This window comes from Labrys neptuniae (genome assembly GCF_040797145.1).
Lineage (GTDB): Bacteria > Pseudomonadota > Alphaproteobacteria > Rhizobiales > Labraceae > Labrys > Labrys neptuniae.
In genome coordinates this window covers 269825-285791 of the sequence record NZ_JBFNQD010000006.1, presented here as the reverse complement: position 1 = coordinate 285791, position 15967 = coordinate 269825, and the positions used below count along the sequence as shown (strand labels likewise).

The window sequence follows — 15967 nt, the reverse complement described above, 5'->3', positions numbered from 1 at the left end:
CGCAATAGGTACAGCGCAGGCTCGTCAGCTCTGCGGCGGATAGACGGCTTCGAAGCGATCCTTCCTGGTGGCGAGTTCCCAAAGGATATCGGCGAGTTCGTCCGGCCTTGCTTGCGGAAACTCGCCGGTTAACTGGCCGCCAGCTTCGTTCTTGAGATGCTGCCGATGGAATTCGCTGCCTTGGATCAGTGCGCCGATCCACAGCATGCCGACATAGATGCCCTTGGCACCCACCTCGCCATGCAGGCTTTGCAGGAAGTTGCGCAAAGCCGCCGCCGCCGGCCCAGGCCCGCTCATGAAGGGAAAAGCGGTATGGCCTGACAGGCCATGCGGCATCAGGATGGTACCCTCGCCGCGGTCGAGCATCTCGGGCAGTACGGCCTGTGCCAGCACGAGGGGCGTATAGACGAAGAGCTCCATATGGTTGCGCAAGACCTCTACTGGCAGTTCCTGGGCCGGGAAGAACGGAATGACCGAAACGGGTGCATAATAGACCGCATCGATGCTGCCGAAGCGATGCCGTATCGCAGAAACCACCGCAGCAATATTGCCGGAATGGGCCAGATCGGCGGTAAAGACCGCCGCTTCGATACCGCCGCTGCCGAGATCGGCGGCCAGGCTGTCGAGAGGCTCCCGGCGCCGCGCCACCAGCGCGACCTTGTAACCCTGCTTGCCGAAGCGATGGGCGACGGCCGTGCCAAGCCCTGAACCGGCTCCGAAGATTGCAATTGTCTTGGTCATCCAAACATCCTTCATTTTACACGTTGGTTCGGTCGGCATCGCTCCGGCGCGCACGCAAACGGGTTGGCGCGAGCGGTGGTGCACCGCCCTCGCTAACGCCGGCTTTCGCGCCGGCCGGATTGGTATTTCTTTGTGACCAAGACTATTATTAAGACCGACTTCCACGCCGCAAGAAGGCACACGCGTGATACCGAGTGACATCGACCTGCCTGAACCCAGTGAGGAAACCTGCCGACCGTTCCGCGAGATCCTCGACCGGGTTGGCGACAAGTGGACCCTTCTGGTCATCGCAAAGCTCAATGACGGCCCGCTGCGTTTCAACGAAATCAAGCGACGGATCGGGTGTGTCTCGCAGCGCATGCTGACACTCACCCTGCGCGGGCTGGAGCGCGATGGCTTGCTGACCCGCACGACCTTTGCGACGATCCCACCGCGAGTGGACTATGAGTTGACGGAGGTTGGCCGCGGCCTGTTCCCCGCGGCCAAGGCCTTGGTCGCTTGGGCCTATATCAACCGCCAGGCTATCGACCAGGCACGCGCGCAATATGACCAAAGCCATGAAGCGCCCTCAGGGCCCCCGCTCATTCCCGCCGCCGGCCATGTCGGCACTGCCATGGCTCGCCCTCGCTGAGCGTGCGGCAAGACAGGTGCGCAGGAGCCAACCCGCTCGCCGGCGGCACAGGTGTCCTGTTACGGTTGAAAACATTTTTTGAAGCAAATTTCCGCATGATTTCGGGCATAATCGTGCCGGAAAATCTTGGGGTTGTCGCATGAGTCGCAAATATTTCGGCACCGATGGCATTCGCGGTCGGGCCAACAGTGTCATTACGCCGGAACTGGCGATGAAGGTCGGCATGGCGGCCGGCCTCGCCTTCCAGCGCGGCGAGCACCGTCATCGCGTGGTGATCGGCAAGGATACCCGCCTGTCGGGTTATATGATCGAGAATGCGCTAGTGGCGGGCTTTACCGCCGTCGGCGTCGACGTGATGCTGCTGGGCCCGATGCCCACCCCGGCTGTCGCCATGCTCACCAATTCGCTGCGCTGCGACATCGGCGTGATGATCTCCGCCTCGCACAACCCCTATGACGACAACGGCATCAAGCTGTTCGGTCCCGACGGCTTCAAGCTCTCCGACGAGACCGAGCGCTCCATCGAGGCGCTGATCGACACCAACCTGTCCTCGCGCCTGGCCGGCTCGCGCGATCTCGGCCGGGCCCGCCGTATCGACGACGTGCGTGCCCGCTATATCGAATTCGCCAAGCGCACCCTGCCGCGCCAGCTCCGCCTCGATGGCCTCAGAGTGGTGGTCGACTGTGCCAATGGCGCCGCCTACAAGGTCGCCCCGGAAGCGTTGTGGGAACTCGGGGCGGACGTCATTCCGATCGGCGTCGAGCCTGATGGCTACAACATCAACAAGGATGTCGGTTCCACTGCACCCGATGCCCTGGCCCGCAAGGTCCGCGAATTACGTGCCGATATCGGCATCGCCCTCGACGGCGACGCCGACCGCGTGGTGATCGTCGACGAGAAGGGGCACGTCATCGACGGCGACCAGTTGATGGCGGTGGTGGCCTCGGACTGGAAGGACGAGGGCAAGCTCACCCAGCCCGGCATCGTCGCCACGGTGATGTCCAATCTCGGCCTGGAGCGCTATCTCGGCGGGCTCGGCCTGCAGCTCGAGCGCACGGCGGTCGGCGACCGCTACGTGCTCGAACGCATGCGGGCGCAGGGCTACAATGTCGGCGGCGAGCAGTCGGGCCACATCATCCTGTCCGATTTCGCCACCACCGGCGACGGCCTGGTCGCCGCCTTGCAGGTGCTGGCGGTGCTCAAGAAGGCCGATCGCCCGGTCAGCGAGGTCTGCCACCGCTTCGACCCGCTGCCGCAGATCCTCAAGAATGTGCGCACGGGTGGCGGCAAGGTGCTTGATGATCCCAAGGTCGCCAAGGCAATCGAGGGCGCGCGCAAGCAGCTCGGAGACAGCGGCCGCCTGGTCATCCGTCCCTCCGGCACCGAGCCGGTCATCCGCGTCATGGCCGAAGGCGACGACCGCGTCAGCGTCGAGACTGCCGTGGACGAGGTGATCGAGGCCATTACCAAGGCAGCGTGAGTCGGGGAGCGGGTCTTCCGACCCGCTCGAAACATCGCGTTCACCGGAAAGGCGGGTCAGAAGACCCGCCCCCCAAAGCGCCTTCAGGACCGGACCTGCTCCTCTTCGATGGGCAGGAACAGGCTCGCTAGCAGAGTAAGCCCGGCGATCACCATGAAGAGCAGCGACAGCGGCAGCCACTGCACGCCATAGGTCTTGACCAGCCAGACCCCGACGACGGGCGTCAGGCCGCTGAAGATGGCACCGCTCAGCGACGAGCTCAGGGAAATGCCGGTATAGCGCAGATGCACCGGGAAGGCGCGTGTCAGGAAAGGCGCCATCACGGCATAATGGGCGGCGACGAAGAAGGTGCCGACCAGGATGCCGATGCGAATATTGCCGAGATCGCCGGTGACGATCAGCATCATCATCGGGATGGCGAAGACGAAGGCAGCGGCCGACATCGCCACCAGCAAAAAGCGTTCGTTGAACCGGGTGGCAATCCAGGAGCCGAACGGAAAGGCGATGAGCTCGAGCACGCCGACCCAGAAGATCACGTTCAGGATGTCGGATTTGGAGATGCCGAGCGACTCGGTGGTGAAGGTCGTCATCAGCGTGGTCAGGAAGTAGAAGCCGGCGACCCCGAGCAGGCACAGGCCCATGCCGAGCAGGAGCGTATAACCGCGCGTGCGGAAGATCTCCTTGGCCGGCACGATGTCGTCCTGCGGCGCTTCCTGCAGCCGCTTGATCAGTTCCGGGCTCTCCTTGATGCCGGCGCGGATGGCGAAGGCCACGATGATCAGCACGGCGCTGGCCAGGAAGGGAATGCGCCAGCCCCAGGCGAGAAAATCCTCGCGCGGCAGATCCGAGACCGTGCGAAAGGCGAGCGCGGCCAGCATCAGGCCGATCGGGCTGCCATATTGCGGGGCCGAGGCCAGGAAAGTCTTCCACTTCGGCGGTGCATGCTCGGCGGCGATCAGCACCGCACCGCCCCATTCGCCGCCGACCGCAACGCCCTGGATCAGGCGCAGCGCGATGAGCAGGATGGCGGCGCTGATGCCGATCGAATTATAGCCGGGCAAGAGGCCGATCAGCACGGTTGCCCCGCCCATGAGCAGGAGCGTGATGATCAGCGAGTTCTTGCGCCCGACCTTGTCGCCGAAATGGCCGAACAGCAGGGCGCCGACAGGACGGGCCACGAAGCCGATAGCGAAGGTGCCGAGCGAGGCGATGATGCCCATGAAGCGATCTTCGGACTTGAAGAAGACATCGCCGAAGACCAGCGCCGCGGCCGTGCCGTAGACGTAGAAATCGTACCATTCGATCATGGTACCGACGAAGGCGCCGAGTGCGGCACGGATCGGCTGGCGCTCGGGCGCCTGTTGGGCGCCGGCTGTCACAGTCTGTGTCATGATGGTCCTCGTCTCGATTTCTGGATCAGCGTGACGGCCGGGCCGTGCGGAACGCTGAGACGAAGCGCGGCGCAGCTTCCGACACCGCACTGAGCGAATAGCCGCCCTCCTGTACGATCACGACGGGAAGGGGCAGCGCACCCCAGACGGAACCGATCGCCTCATAGGCGGCGGTGGTCACGGCCAGCTTGGACAGCGGATCCTCGCGATGGGCATCCCAGCCGGCGGACACCACCAGCGCCTCGGCCCCGAACGCCGTCACGGCAGCGGCCAGCGCCCGGTTGGCTTCGACGAAGGCCTCGTCGCCGCTGCCTTCGGCCAAGGGCAGGTTGAGGTTGGTTCCCACGCCCGCGCCCTCACCCGTCTCGTCGGCATAGCCGGTGTAATGGGGGTAGTAGCTGGATGGGTCCGTATGGGTCGAGCCGAAGAAGACGTCGCCGCGGCTGTAGAAGATCGCCTGCGTGCCATCGCCATGATGGGTATCGAAATCGATGATGGCCACGCGCTGATAGCGGGCGCGCAGCCGCTCGGCGACGATGGCGGCATTGTTGAAGAAACAGAATCCGGCCGCGCGATCGACATAGGCGTGATGCCCCGGCGGGCGGCAAAGCGCGAAGCTGTCGAAGGCGCCGGCGATGAGATCGTCGGCGGCCGCCACGGCGCTCTGGGCCGACAGATAGGCGGAGGAGAAGGTGTGCTCCGTCATCGCATTGGACAGGCCGTTGATGTACCAGCCCGTCTGCCCGAGAATGCCCTTCGGGCGCGGGGCAGGACGCGGGCGGAAGGCCGCGTCGGCGCCCTGATAGGGGCTGACGGCCGGCAGGACTTCGGGCCCGGCATTGGGCAGTTCCTGGAAGCGCCGATAGGCCGTCTCCAGGAAGTCGACATAATGGCCGGCATGTACGGCCTCGATCGGCGCCCGACCCGCATCTTTCGGCTCCTCGAGCGTCAGACCGAGCGCCGTGAGAGACCCGACCAGGGTTTGCGCGCGCTCGGGATTTTCAAGGGCGCTGCCGATACGACCATTGATCATGTATTGGGTCGGCCGATGGGCCATCTGCCTGTCGGAAAAGAACAATTTCATCGAGCAACACTCCGGGCAACGAATGCGAGGCCCCAAAGCATTTTCCAGAAAAGCCGGCCGATCTTTCGGCTGAGAAAATGCGTCAGAACAATAAGTCAGAGGAAAAATACGATTCGGATGAATCGAACTTTGCCCCAATCTTGCAGAAGCTGGCGAGAATGCCACCCATCCGGCTGCCGGTCCTGTGAATTGGACTGGCGAAAGGAATATGCCGGAATTGCAGTCGGTGGTTCCACATTCACCGACGCCCTCGTGAATGCTGCGAGAGAGGAGCGCTGTTCTGCAGGACCTTCAATTTGCAACATTGGCGTGGTTAGCTGGCGGCGTCACAGGCAGCGGGGAACGACGATGGCCGAGATTCTGCTGTTTCACCATGCCCAGGGCCTGACCGCTGGCGTGCGAGCATTCGCCGACGCATTGCGTGCCGCCGGCCATCGCGTGCATGCACCGGACCTGTTCGGCGGGCGCATCTTCGCCAGCATCGAGGAAGGCCTCGCTCATATCAATGAGGTCGGCTTCGACGCCATGCGGGCTCGTGCCGAGCATTGCGCCGACGGCCTACCTTCGGACCTGGTCTATGCCGGCTTTTCCTTCGGCGTGGTGCCGGCCCAGAAGCTCGCGCAGACGCGCCCGGGCGCCCGAGGCGCCCTGTTCTTCTATTCCTGCCTGCCGATCAGCGGCGAATGGGCGTTCGGCCCCTGGCCGCAGGGCGTTCCGGTACAGATCCACGGCATGGACCGGGATCCCATCTTCGTCGGCGAAGGCGACATCCAGGCGGCGCGCGAGATCGTCGGGAAAGCCGAGGATGCGGAACTGTTCCTCTATGCGGGGGACCAGCATTACTTCGCCGACAATTCGCTGCCATCCTTCGACGCGGATGCAACGCGGCTGCTCACTCGGCGGGTGCTCGATTTCCTCGACCGCATCTAGAGCAAGGCGCGCCAATGGGAACGCGCCCTGCTCCAGAACCGGCCAAACCGCATCTCAGCGGGTCAGCAGCTGCTCGCTTTCCGTGATGGCCTCGCCGACATTGGGGCGACCCGCGCCGGTGGCAATCAGGTCCCGCAGGCTGCCACTGACATAAGTGTGCCAGCCGTCCGAACAGGCGTCATAACATTCATAGTCGGGCACGAGCCCCAGATGAGTGAAGGTGACCTCGGTCTGCTCGCCCTTCCTGGCGATCTCGAAAAGGATGTCGGTGCCTTTCCACTCGGACCTGTCCTGCGTGAAGCTGAAATAATTGTCGAGGACGTGCCAGACGACCCTGCGGTTCGGGATCAACTCTCGCACCTGGATCTCGCAGCGATGCAGATCCTCGTAGCGATATTTGAATTTCTCGCCGACCCGGCTGGTCTCGCCTTCGATGGTCTCCGACCACCAGCCGCGCACATTGCTGATGGCGGCGAATGCCTGCGCCGGCGTCTGGTCGACCGTGAAACTGGTGGTGTAGCTGCGATCCGTCATGGCTGTCTCCCGTTGCTTGGTTCGATGACGGGATTGTAGGAAGGCCCGGCGAACGGCGTGAGTTACAAGCATGGCGGGATTCGGCGCGTTTCAGCCCACACCCCTTCCAACGCCATGCCCGCCATTCAGGATCGACCTGTGAAGCCCAGGTCAATCCTGGACGGCCGGCGGACAAGATGTATCGAACCGTGCGGTCATCCGATCCTAGCTATCCCACAGTGAATGGTGTACAACTCCAAAAATTGGAGCGGAGCCAGTGCGTGAGATGCTGGCCTGATTGAGACACGCTCCACGATCGGCGGATTGACCGAAGCTCTTGCAGCATCCTGCCTGCAGGCTGCGATTTTTCCAGGAAACTGCAACTCTTCTCCCGGCCCCGCCGTAGCGCGCCGTGGGATGGGTAAGTCCGTGGCTGGCAATAGGGAAAGGTGCCCGCCGCCTTCAGTCCCGACCGATCAGAACGGTTGATTGGTGCAAGACGGTTACGATTCATCTTTGGGCCGGCGATGCGTTCGGCCCTTTTGTTTTTGGTATTTGGAGTTCGTATGCTGATACTCGTTCGTGAGAACAATATTGAACAGGCGCTCAAGGCCCTGAAGCGCAAGCTGGCGCGCGAAGGCGTCCTTCGTGAGCTGAAGCTGCGCAGGGCTTATGAAAAGCCGTCCGAGCGCAAGGTGCGCGAGAAGGCGGAGGCAGTCCGCCGCGCGCGCAAGCTCGCGCGCAAGCAAGCCCAGCGCGAGGGCCTTCTGCCCGCCCCCAAGCCCAAGGCTCAGTCGCGAGGACGGGGAGGCCCACCCAGGAGTGCACCCCCGACCGTCACCAGGACCTGATTGTCGCCGGCTCGACGCGTCGCGGATCGCGATATTGGCGGCACGGCGAGCGCCTCCCGACACCTCCAGAACATCCAAGGAGGAGTGAGTGATGAAGCATGCGTTTGAGGTCGGCGATATCGTCACCCTTCATTCGTCCATCTCAAGGCACGAGGAAGGCCCCTATCAAGTAACCCGGCAAATGCCCGCAGACGGCCCCGAGCCCGCTTACAGGCTCAAGGGCGTGGCGGATTCCCGCGAAAGAGTGGCTCGGGAACATGAACTGCGGGCTTCCAGGCAAGGCGCGGGTGCGATGGCGGAGCCGGGTCAAAGTTCCTTGAGGCCCACGCGGACGAGGCCGACGCGGCGATCGCCATGAGGTAGGCTGGGAAGGGGTGCAAATCTCGGATGGTCCTCCAGGTGGAGGGCTGGCCGTCTGTGGTCTGGGCGCCGGGTCCGCGCCGAGTCCCCGAAAGAACAGGCCTCGGGCGCAGATGCCGGTATAGGCAAGGTTGGTGGCCTCACCATCCTCCACAGCCGAGATTCGGGCCCACGACCTTGATGCGTCGCCGCGACATTCGGTCGAACCGGCGATATCGGTTACGATGATGGTAAATTTGTCAGATATATCCAACGTGATCCCGTCGGAAACAGGGCGCAGCTGGCGCAACACCAAGCACGCCGCCGAATATATCCTGCTGCGCGGCCTTGTGGGCCTGCTTCACCTCTTGCCACTCGATTTCGGTTCCTGGGCCATGGGGTCCCTATGGCGCCTGGTCGCGCCGCGACTGCGCCGCCACGAGCGCGCCTTGCAGCACCTCGCCGCGGCGTATCCGGCAAAGAGCGCCGCCGAGATCGACGCATTGGCGCGTGCCATGTGGATGGATCTGGGACGAACATTCGCCGAAAGCCTGATGGTGGATCGCATCGTCAAGGCCGGACGGGTCGAGGATGCGAGCGGCCCGTTGATCGAGGCGGTGAAGGCCAGCGGCAAGGGCGTGGTTTTCGTCTCGCTCCATACCGGCAATTGGGAACTCGTGGTCATCCCGACGGTGACGAATGGCATCAAGGTCGCCGGCGTCTATCAGCGCATGAAAAATCCGAAAGTCGACGATTATGTCGCGCTGGTGCGCCGCGACCGCTATCCGCGCGGGCTTTTCGTCAAGGGCGCGGATACCGGCAAGAAGCTGCTGCGCATCGTGCGTGGCGGGGGTGCCATCGCATTGCTGGCCGATCTGCGCGACCGCAATGGGCTCTCCGTGCCATTCTTCGATCGGCCCGCCCCTTCGACCACCTTTCCGGCCTTGCTTGCCAGGGGAAGCGATGCGCTGCTGGTCGCGGCCCGCGTCATCCGTACGCGCGGCGTGCGCTTTCGGATCGAGGCCGAGATTCTCGACATGCCCCGCACCGCCGATCGGAATGCCGATATCGACGCGGCAACGCACCAGATTCATCGGCTCTTCGAAAAATGGGTGCGTGAATATCCCGAGCAATGGATGTGGGCGCACCGCCGCTGGGGCTAGACACCTGGCGCTCCTTCATCGAGGGCGGTCGCAATTGGTAGGATGGTGCAGACGCTCAATATTTCAAAGAAACCGTAAATTTATCCCGCCGCCATTCTATCTTAATTTTAGATATATAATGACAAATCTGGAATTTAGTGATAGTTTGACATATGTCAAAATTGGATTTTTGCATTCCTTCTGAGCTTTTTGTAAAATCAAAGTCCACTGGATGGACTCGAAATTCTGTAAAATATCGCCGGTTTGACAGCCTCGCCTCTGCCGTAAAATTTGCCGTGGACGAGTATGGGGCCAATCTTAACGGGGTCTCTATTCACACAGACACGAGCGAATACACAGGCTCCGCCATTCGCTCTCTCTATGACGATGAACACTATCCTCTGAAGGGAAAGCATGCCGTTCAAGCCGGTGCCAAAAACACCTCGCGTTCGGCTAGTGGGGAGCCCGGCCCGACATGTCACAAATTCGGGATCGGCGACACCGTCGTCTATTTGCGTCCCGGCCTGGTGGGGCAGAGTGGGTATTACGAGATCGTCAATATCCTTCCCGTTGAAAATGCCGAGCCGGCCTATCGCATCAGGAGCAAGAGTGAGCGGCATCTGCGCGCAGTCAAAGAGCATGAGATAGCGCGCGCCTGACGGCTTGATTCTGAACGGCCAAATCCGATCGACACAACACCGAATAGATCGAGCTTTTGGAGCAATGAACGATGTTCGAGATTGCTCCCATGTCTACCCAACCAAAAAGGAGATGACTCATTGCAGGTGCTGGTGCGGGACAACAACGTCGAACAGGCCTTACGCGTACTCAAAAAGAAGCTGCAGCGAGAGGGCCTCTTTCGCGAGATGAAGCGCCGCCGGGCCTATGAGAAACCGTCCGAAAGGAAGACTAGGGAAAAGGCCGAAGCGGTGCGCCGGGCTCGCAAGCTCGCGCGCAAACAAGCTCAGCGCGAGGGGCTTCTCCCGCCTCCGAAACCGCGTGAAAATGCAGCTAAGCGCAGCGGTCCAGCGAGAGCCCCTTCACCGGCGAAGCCCGCTCAGGTTTCCTGACATCTTTCAGTTTCCCCCTTGCGATGAACCGCGCTGTCATTGCAAGGGAATGTTTCGCAACGATTATATCGCTTTGGGCAAGTGGACCGCAGATGGCTGTTCCACTTCCCAATTCAGGCAACGCCCAGGGAAAGGCGACGGCGAGGCCTGTTATCCTCTGTCGCGTGTATTGGCCATGCCCGCCGCTATCGTGCCAACTGGAAGACTGGTCCTTTGATGGCAGCCTGATCGGGGAATCCTATCGGAGCGAAGCGATGGTGATCTTATGGGCTCTCGAGGAGAGAGATTGGCCGCCGGTCGGGCTCGTGGTGAGGAACGATGATCGCTACTCGATCCAATGGCCTTGCACGGGCAATGAAGCGAGCATGCACTTGGCCAAGCTCAAAGTACCCGTGACGACCGACATTCTTCTTGGCGTGGCTTATGACCAAACCAATGATGCTACCGGATGGCGGATGAGGCGCCGAGGGAGTTGATGGTCATTTTACTGGCCGATGCAAAAAAGGCCGGGTGTGAACCCGGCCTCTTCAGAGCGCCTCAACAGACCATGCCGGTACATCCGTGGTCAAAGACTGCAGACGCTGGTTCTACACGGTCTGCAGGTTGTCTGCAGAGGCCTTGCCGCTGCGGCTGTCCGTGACGACGTCGAAACTGACTTTCTGGCCTTCGCGAAGGTCCGACATGCCAGCCCGCTCGACGGCGCTGATATGGACGAAAATGTCCCGGCTGCCATCTTCAGGAGCGATGAAGCCATATCCCTTCTGGGAGTTGAACCATTTGACAGTACCCGTGCTCACGACGATTTCCTTTCAATCGACATAGATAAACCTGCCGCGTTGATGCAGCAGGCGCTAAATTTCTACCGAAATTGTCGGAGGGAATCGTCAAAGGCAATTTGAAATTGCCTGGGAATTCATCAGCAAGATCGATAATTCTCTATATATATTGTAAATTTTCAAAAAAATATAGGCGTAAATTTTTTTTATTGAAAGGCCGCATGAAGGAATTATCTTGCTTTTTCGGCATGATCATCTGATTGCGGTGATCGGGCGCCCTCGCGCTATTCACCTGCCCTGCGGAAGGCAGCAAAGGCCGGCAGCCCTGCGATGTCCTTGCCAAGATTACCGCGCATGTTCGCGATAAAGCCCCAAGCACTTTTGGCATTGAAACTGGAAGGCCGATACAGGGAATGACCGCCATACAAGGGTAGCTCCGGCCAGAGGCTCAGTGGTTCGCATCCCCCCTGGCCGACTCCCACCGGGAGAGAGCGAATCCCTGCGACCAGTCCAAGTACATCCATCGGATATGCGGCGGCGCGTCCGATAAATCGAGGGATTCGCTGAATGGCATTGAAATGCCCCCAGCCGGTCTATTTGGCGCGGCTGGCCCAATGGATCAGGGGGACGGCAATACGCTGAGTCGATTGACGATCTTCATGGCGCTCAATTCGGACTCCCGGACCCTCCGCTCAAAAGGCTCCCCTATACTCTTGATCCTGTAGATGGGCTCCGATCCATCAGCTGGTAACAGCCGGATAATTTCATAAGCCTTGTCTTGCTGACGGATGGGAGCAAGCTTCAAGATAACAAGATCGCCAATTCCGAAAGTGTGTATACCCATCCCCTGTCCTTTGTTTCGGTCGTGTTCTGGAATGGATTCGACGCTGACGCCCCATCTTCTCTTGAATCGGATTTCGGCGTGCGACGAAGTAGGTCAGGAAAGTGGAATGCCTTGAGTTTTGGGGTAGAAAGACTTGCGGACGAGCTTAAGGCCCGCCGCATCATGTCTGCCTCTATTTTGATACTTTCATGCGGCCGACATTCCTCGTCGCCAATGACGATGAGCAAGAATTCTCACTTGGGATGCTAGGCCTGATGAGCAATTGTCGAAGGCAATGTCATCAAGCACCCGCAGCAACCTACCGAGTTCAGCCTACCCTGAGGTCGCCGGCCGAAGATTTTCCCGTCTTGCGGTCACGAACCAACTCGAAGCTAATCTTTTGGCCTTCCGCCAATTCCCGCAAACCCGCACGCTCCACAGCGCTCACATGTACGAAAACGTCTGGTGTTCCGTCGTCCGGCTGGATAAATCCATATCCCTTGGTGGAATTGAACCACTTCACAGTACCTGTGCTCATATCGTGCCCTTCTTAACTTCCTTCGCACCTTCCAGGTGGAAGACCATGCCAAATCACGTCGGTGAAAGGCTGGCTGATTCAAGGGCTTATTGGCCGCTGAAGATCGAGGTCACCGGCCATAATCGACTTCATCAGTGTGCGCCGCACGTCGGAGCCCGTCAAGCCGCAAGTGACAATGGCTTCTCACCGCGCCTGAACCTGCGGCATCCATGCCCCCTTTGATCAAGAGCCTGGAAAAGGCAAGATGGCCGCCCTGCTGCCGTCGTCGCCCCGACGGCCGTGACACCCGGGAGTTTGCCATGCCCAAGGTCGACCTTGCCACCGTCCCCAAGCACCAAGGCTCAGGCTATCCGTCGCCCTTCGATGCTCCCTGCGCGGAACGGGTCCGCCAACGCCTCGGCAATGCCGGCGGTCTCCAGGACTTCGGCATCAACCTCATGCAGCTGCCGCCGGGCAACTGGTCGAGCCAGCGCCACTGGCACACGGCCGAGGACGAATTCGTCTATGTGCTGCAAGGCGAGTTGACTCTCGTCGAGGATGGCGGCGAGACGATCCTGCGTGCCGGCGATTGCGCCGCCTTTCCCAAGGACTCGGGCAATGGCCATCACATGATCAACAGATCCGGTGCCATGGCGCACTATCTCGAAATCGGCTCCCGCTCGCCCGCCGACGTGATCCATTGCTCCGACATCGACATGACGAGCCCCAGTTCGGACGGTCGCTTCCTGCACAAGGACGGCACGCCCTATGCCGAGACCTGAAAGCAATCCCAGCCGCCGGTATCGATCAACGCCCTGTGGCGGGCGCCTCATCCGCCTGACGCAAGGCGATATGCTCGGCAAATTCGGCGATCAGGGGTTGGTACATCTCGGGCGCCGGATAGTGCTCGAAACTATGACGGGCCGGTGTCGAGGCCCAGGCCAGCTTCTCCGCGGTGAAGGTTTCGATGAACGGTTCCGTCCACACCGCTTCAGCCAGCATGGTCGGGCGGACATTGACGAAGAAATCCATGCCTTCGGGCCTGGTGAACAGCCAGCTCTTGCAATGGCCGCAGTAGAAATGCCGTGTCGGTCCATGCAGGGCACCGATCACGGGCTCGCCGCGGGTGACCCGAAAGCCTTCAGAAGGAATTGCCGCGCTGAGGGAATAGGCGCTCCCGGTCATCTTCTGGCAGCCGCGGCAATGGCAGGCCATGGTCATCAAAGGCGCAGCAGCAACCTCGAACTCGACCTGCCCGCAGCGGCAGCTTCCCGTCATCGGTGTCGGTTGATTCGGCATGCTTGCACCTTCCCGGCCATGGCTGTGATCGTTACGCCCCTGCTACTGCGCCGCCGTTGGAATGTCGAGCCGGGGTATCGGTCTCACCCAGCCAGCCCTCGAACAGCGTAACGACGGAATTATGATAGGTGACGTCCGGGCCGGCCTCGAGACCGAGCTTTTGGGCGATCCGGATCGAAGCAGTGTTCTCAGGCGCAATGATCGCCGTGACCCTGCGGCCGGGATGCATGCCGCGCGCCCAGTCGAAGGCGGCCTGGCCTGCCTCGAAAGCGATGCCCCGGCCATGGGCGTGGGAGGCGAACACCCAGCCCGCCTCCAGCGAGCCTACCAGGCTTGGCTCGATGTCGCGCATGGCATCCTGGAAGCCGGTCATGCCGAGATAGCGCCCGCTCGCCTTCTCGATCACCGAGAAATAGCCGAAGCCGAAGAAATGCCAGGTGCCGTGGGCCTGGAGAAAACGCTGCCACATGTCCTCGCGGCTGCGCCTACTGCCCGAGATGTACCTGTAGACTTCCGGCTCTGCCCACATCGCGGCATGGGGCTCGAAATCGTCGAGAATGGGTTTGCGCAGGAGAAGGCGCGGTGTTTCGATCATTATTTCAAATCTCGCTTTGCCATGAAATCGCCGCCCGCTGCGAGACGGCTCCTGGAAGCTTCGCTCACACCTTGATCCGCCAACCCGTGCGGAAGATCAGCGCGATCACGGCCAGGCACAGCAGCATGAAGACCAGCGTCATGCCCAGGCTCTGCCCGAAATCGACATCGGAAGCGGAGGCCCCATAGAAGGCCCAGCGAAAGCCGCTCACCAGATAGAGAACCGGGTTGACGTAGCTGACGCCCTGCCAGAAGTCGGGCAGCATCTTGATCGAATAGAAGCTGCCGCCCAGGAAGGTCAGCGGCGTGATGATCAGGGTCGGCACGATCTGCAATTTTTCCCAGCCATCGGCCCAGATGCCGATCAGAAACCCGAACAGGCTGAAGGTCACCGAAGTGAGTACCAGGAAAGCCAGCATCCAGAACGGATGCTCGATGGAATAATGCGAAAAGGGCCAGGCGGTGATGAGGATGATGAACCCGAGCAATATGGATTTGGAGGCGGCCGCGCCGACATAGCCGATGACGATCTCCACCACCGAGACCGGAGCCGACAGCACTTCGTAGATGGTGCCGATGAATTTCGGCATGTAGATGCCGAAGGAGGCATTGGAAATGCTCTCGGTCAGGATCGCCAGCATGACCAGGCCGGGCACGATGAAGGCGCCGTAGTTCACGCCGCCGACCGTGGGCATGTGGTTGCCGATGGCCGAGCCGAACACGATGAAATAGAGCGAGGTCGAGATCACCGGCGAGGCGATCGACTGCAGGAGCGTGCGGAAGGTCCGCGACATCTCGAAGACGTAGATCGCGCGAATGGCGTGGATGTTCATCAATGCGCCCCTACCAGGCTGACGAAGATGTCCTCGAGCGAGGATTGGCTGGTCTGCAGGTCCTTGAAGCCGATACCGGCTTCGCCGACATCGTGGAGCAGGCGCGAGAGCACTTCCGGATCGTCCTTGGCATCGAAGGTGTAGACGAGCTGGTTGCCGTTGTCGGCGATATCCAGCCGATAAGCGGCAAGCGCCGTCGGCACCGCTTCGAGGGGCTGCTGCAGGCTGAGCGTGAGCTGCTTCTTGCCGAGCTTGCGCATCAGCTCGGTCTTGTCCTCGACCAGGATGATCTCACCCTTGTTGATCACGCCGATGCGGTCGGCCATCTCCTCGGCTTCCTCGATATAGTGGGTGGTGAGGATAATGGTCACGCCGTTCTCGCGCAGCCCGCGCACCATCTCCCACATGTCGCGACGCAATTCGACGTCGACGCCCGCCGTCGGCTCGTCGAGGAAGAGAATGGTCGGCTCGTGCGACAAGGCCTTGGCGATCATCACGCGGCGCTTCATGCCGCCCGACAGCGCCATGATCTTCGAGTCCCGCTTCTCCCAAAGCGAGAGGTCGCGCAGGATCTTTTCGAGAAAGGCCGGATTGGGCGGCTTGCCGAACAGGCCGCGCGAGAAATTCACCGTCGCCCATACCGTCTCGAAGGCATCGGTCGACAATTCCTGCGGCACCAGCCCGATCTTGGTGCGGGCGGCCCGGTAATCCCTGACGATGTCGGAGCCGTCGGCACGGATCGTACCGCTGGAGGGATTGACGATGCCGCAGATGATCGAGATCAGCGTGGTCTTGCCGGCCCCGTTCGGCCCGAGCAAAGCGAAGATCTCGCCGCGACGCAGGGTGAGATCGATCTGTTTCAGGGCCTGGAAGCCCGTCTTGTAGGTCTTGCTGACGCCGGACACCGCGACGATGACGTCCTCGGCGGACGGTGAATTGTTGGCTTTCATGCG

The 15967-nt window shown here is 61.2% G+C and carries 17 protein-coding genes and 1 pseudogene; 8 read left to right on the top strand and 10 right to left on the bottom strand.

The window, feature by feature from the left end:
* Positions 1-24 precede the first annotated feature (24 nt).
* Positions 25-741 carry an SDR family NAD(P)-dependent oxidoreductase gene (locus ABXS05_RS19300; RefSeq protein WP_311932888.1) on the bottom strand — a complete coding sequence of 239 codons (717 nt, stop codon included), beginning with the start codon at positions 739-741 and terminating at the stop codon, positions 25-27.
* Between the two features lie 184 nt (positions 742-925).
* Between ABXS05_RS19300 and ABXS05_RS19295 the strand changes: the two are divergent.
* A pseudogene (locus tag ABXS05_RS19295) lies at positions 926-1297 on the top strand (winged helix-turn-helix transcriptional regulator); the annotation flags it as partial.
* A 214-nt stretch (positions 1298-1511) separates the two neighbouring features.
* Positions 1512-2852, top strand: coding sequence for a phosphoglucosamine mutase (gene glmM / locus ABXS05_RS19290; RefSeq protein WP_311932889.1), 1341 nt, complete (start codon positions 1512-1514; stop codon positions 2850-2852).
* An 83-nt stretch (positions 2853-2935) separates the two neighbouring features.
* On the opposite strand, the gene ABXS05_RS19285 is transcribed toward glmM, so the two are convergent.
* Together ABXS05_RS19285 and ABXS05_RS19280 are read right to left on the bottom strand one after the other, a co-directional pair.
* Positions 2936-4243 (bottom strand): MFS transporter, encoded by a 1308-nt coding sequence (locus ABXS05_RS19285; protein WP_367625050.1) that lies wholly within the window; start codon positions 4241-4243, stop codon positions 2936-2938.
* A 25-nt stretch (positions 4244-4268) separates the two neighbouring features.
* Positions 4269-5327, bottom strand: a complete 1059-nt coding sequence (locus tag ABXS05_RS19280) for a histone deacetylase family protein (RefSeq protein ID WP_311932891.1) — start codon at positions 5325-5327, stop codon at positions 4269-4271.
* Between the two features lie 348 nt (positions 5328-5675).
* On the opposite strand from ABXS05_RS19280, the gene ABXS05_RS19275 reads away from it, so the two are divergent.
* Positions 5676-6257 carry a dienelactone hydrolase family protein gene (locus ABXS05_RS19275; RefSeq protein WP_311932892.1) on the top strand — a complete coding sequence of 194 codons (582 nt, stop codon included), beginning with the start codon at positions 5676-5678 and terminating at the stop codon, positions 6255-6257.
* Between the two features lie 54 nt (positions 6258-6311).
* Here ABXS05_RS19275 and ABXS05_RS19270 read toward each other — a convergent pair whose 3' ends face one another.
* Positions 6312-6791: an SRPBCC family protein gene (locus tag ABXS05_RS19270; RefSeq protein ID WP_311932893.1), complete on the bottom strand. Its 480-nt coding sequence runs from the start codon at positions 6789-6791 to the stop codon at positions 6312-6314.
* Positions 6792-7336: 545 nt separating this feature from the next.
* Between ABXS05_RS19270 and rpsU (ABXS05_RS19265) the strand changes: the two genes are divergently transcribed.
* The 4 genes from rpsU (ABXS05_RS19265) to rpsU (ABXS05_RS19250) all read left to right on the top strand — a co-directional run bounded on the left by rpsU (ABXS05_RS19265) (position 7337) and on the right by rpsU (ABXS05_RS19250) (position 10172).
* Positions 7337-7621 carry a 30S ribosomal protein S21 gene (gene rpsU / locus ABXS05_RS19265; protein ID WP_311932894.1) on the top strand — a complete coding sequence of 95 codons (285 nt, stop codon included), beginning with the start codon at positions 7337-7339 and terminating at the stop codon, positions 7619-7621.
* A gap of 596 nt (positions 7622-8217) precedes the next feature.
* Positions 8218-9123 (top strand): lysophospholipid acyltransferase family protein, encoded by a 906-nt coding sequence (locus tag ABXS05_RS19260; RefSeq protein ID WP_311932896.1) that lies wholly within the window; start codon positions 8218-8220, stop codon positions 9121-9123.
* A gap of 152 nt (positions 9124-9275) precedes the next feature.
* Positions 9276-9761: a hypothetical protein gene (locus ABXS05_RS19255; protein WP_367625049.1), complete on the top strand. Its 486-nt coding sequence runs from the start codon at positions 9276-9278 to the stop codon at positions 9759-9761.
* 120 nt (positions 9762-9881) lie between these two features.
* Positions 9882-10172 carry a 30S ribosomal protein S21 gene (gene rpsU, locus ABXS05_RS19250; RefSeq protein WP_311932898.1) on the top strand — a complete coding sequence of 97 codons (291 nt, stop codon included), beginning with the start codon at positions 9882-9884 and terminating at the stop codon, positions 10170-10172.
* Positions 10173-10759: 587 nt separating this feature from the next.
* Here the strand turns inward: rpsU (ABXS05_RS19250) and ABXS05_RS19245 are convergent.
* Together ABXS05_RS19245 and ABXS05_RS19240 are read right to left on the bottom strand one after the other, a co-directional pair.
* Positions 10760-10969: a cold-shock protein gene (locus ABXS05_RS19245; RefSeq protein WP_311932900.1), complete on the bottom strand. Its 210-nt coding sequence runs from the start codon at positions 10967-10969 to the stop codon at positions 10760-10762.
* 1130 nt (positions 10970-12099) lie between these two features.
* Positions 12100-12309: a cold-shock protein gene (locus ABXS05_RS19240; RefSeq protein WP_149250444.1), complete on the bottom strand. Its 210-nt coding sequence runs from the start codon at positions 12307-12309 to the stop codon at positions 12100-12102.
* Positions 12310-12608: 299 nt separating this feature from the next.
* On the opposite strand from ABXS05_RS19240, the gene ABXS05_RS19235 reads away from it, so the two are divergent.
* Complete coding sequence (locus ABXS05_RS19235) at positions 12609-13070, top strand: cupin domain-containing protein (protein ID WP_367625048.1); 462 nt, start codon at positions 12609-12611, stop codon at positions 13068-13070.
* A 25-nt stretch (positions 13071-13095) separates the two neighbouring features.
* Here ABXS05_RS19235 and ABXS05_RS19230 read toward each other — a convergent pair whose 3' ends face one another.
* The 4 genes from ABXS05_RS19230 to ABXS05_RS19215 all read right to left on the bottom strand — a co-directional run bounded on the left by ABXS05_RS19230 (position 13096) and on the right by ABXS05_RS19215 (position 15964).
* A complete protein-coding gene (locus ABXS05_RS19230) occupies positions 13096-13587 on the bottom strand; it encodes a GFA family protein (RefSeq protein WP_367625047.1) in 492 nt (163 codons plus the stop codon).
* 31 nt (positions 13588-13618) lie between these two features.
* A complete protein-coding gene (locus ABXS05_RS19225) occupies positions 13619-14182 on the bottom strand; it encodes a GNAT family N-acetyltransferase (protein WP_367625046.1) in 564 nt (187 codons plus the stop codon).
* Positions 14183-14246: 64 nt separating this feature from the next.
* Positions 14247-15014, bottom strand: coding sequence for an ABC transporter permease (locus ABXS05_RS19220; protein ID WP_311932908.1), 768 nt, complete (start codon positions 15012-15014; stop codon positions 14247-14249).
* Positions 15014-15964, bottom strand: a complete 951-nt coding sequence (locus ABXS05_RS19215; RefSeq protein WP_367625045.1) for an ABC transporter ATP-binding protein — start codon at positions 15962-15964, stop codon at positions 15014-15016. Before ABXS05_RS19215 ends, ABXS05_RS19220 begins: the two co-directional genes overlap by 1 nt.
* Positions 15965-15967 lie beyond the last annotated feature (3 nt).

Bases quoted from the DNA above. Each gene is read 5' to 3' on its own strand.
- ABXS05_RS19230 (WP_367625047.1), bottom strand. From the start codon at position 13,587: ATGCCGAATCAACCGACACCGATGACGGGAAGCTGCCGCTGCGGGCAG.
- ABXS05_RS19225 (WP_367625046.1), bottom strand. From the start codon at position 14,182: ATGATCGAAACACCGCGCCTTCTCCTGCGCAAACCCATTCTCGACGAT.
- ABXS05_RS19215 (WP_367625045.1), bottom strand. From the start codon at position 15,964: ATGAAAGCCAACAATTCACCGTCCGCCGAGGACGTCATCGTCGCGGTG.
- ABXS05_RS19300 (WP_311932888.1), bottom strand. From the start codon at position 741: ATGACCAAGACAATTGCAATCTTCGGAGCCGGTTCAGGGCTTGGCACG.
- ABXS05_RS19255 (WP_367625049.1), top strand. From the start codon at position 9,276: ATGTCAAAATTGGATTTTTGCATTCCTTCTGAGCTTTTTGTAAAATCA.
- ABXS05_RS19235 (WP_367625048.1), top strand. From the start codon at position 12,609: ATGCCCAAGGTCGACCTTGCCACCGTCCCCAAGCACCAAGGCTCAGGC.
- ABXS05_RS19285 (WP_367625050.1), bottom strand. From the start codon at position 4,243: ATGACACAGACTGTGACAGCCGGCGCCCAACAGGCGCCCGAGCGCCAG.
- glmM (WP_311932889.1), top strand. From the start codon at position 1,512: ATGAGTCGCAAATATTTCGGCACCGATGGCATTCGCGGTCGGGCCAAC.
- ABXS05_RS19280 (WP_311932891.1), bottom strand. From the start codon at position 5,327: ATGAAATTGTTCTTTTCCGACAGGCAGATGGCCCATCGGCCGACCCAA.
- ABXS05_RS19270 (WP_311932893.1), bottom strand. From the start codon at position 6,791: ATGACGGATCGCAGCTACACCACCAGTTTCACGGTCGACCAGACGCCG.
- ABXS05_RS19240 (WP_149250444.1), bottom strand. From the start codon at position 12,309: ATGAGCACAGGTACTGTGAAGTGGTTCAATTCCACCAAGGGATATGGA.
- rpsU (WP_311932894.1), top strand. From the start codon at position 7,337: ATGCTGATACTCGTTCGTGAGAACAATATTGAACAGGCGCTCAAGGCC.
- ABXS05_RS19275 (WP_311932892.1), top strand. From the start codon at position 5,676: ATGGCCGAGATTCTGCTGTTTCACCATGCCCAGGGCCTGACCGCTGGC.
- ABXS05_RS19220 (WP_311932908.1), bottom strand. From the start codon at position 15,014: ATGAACATCCACGCCATTCGCGCGATCTACGTCTTCGAGATGTCGCGG.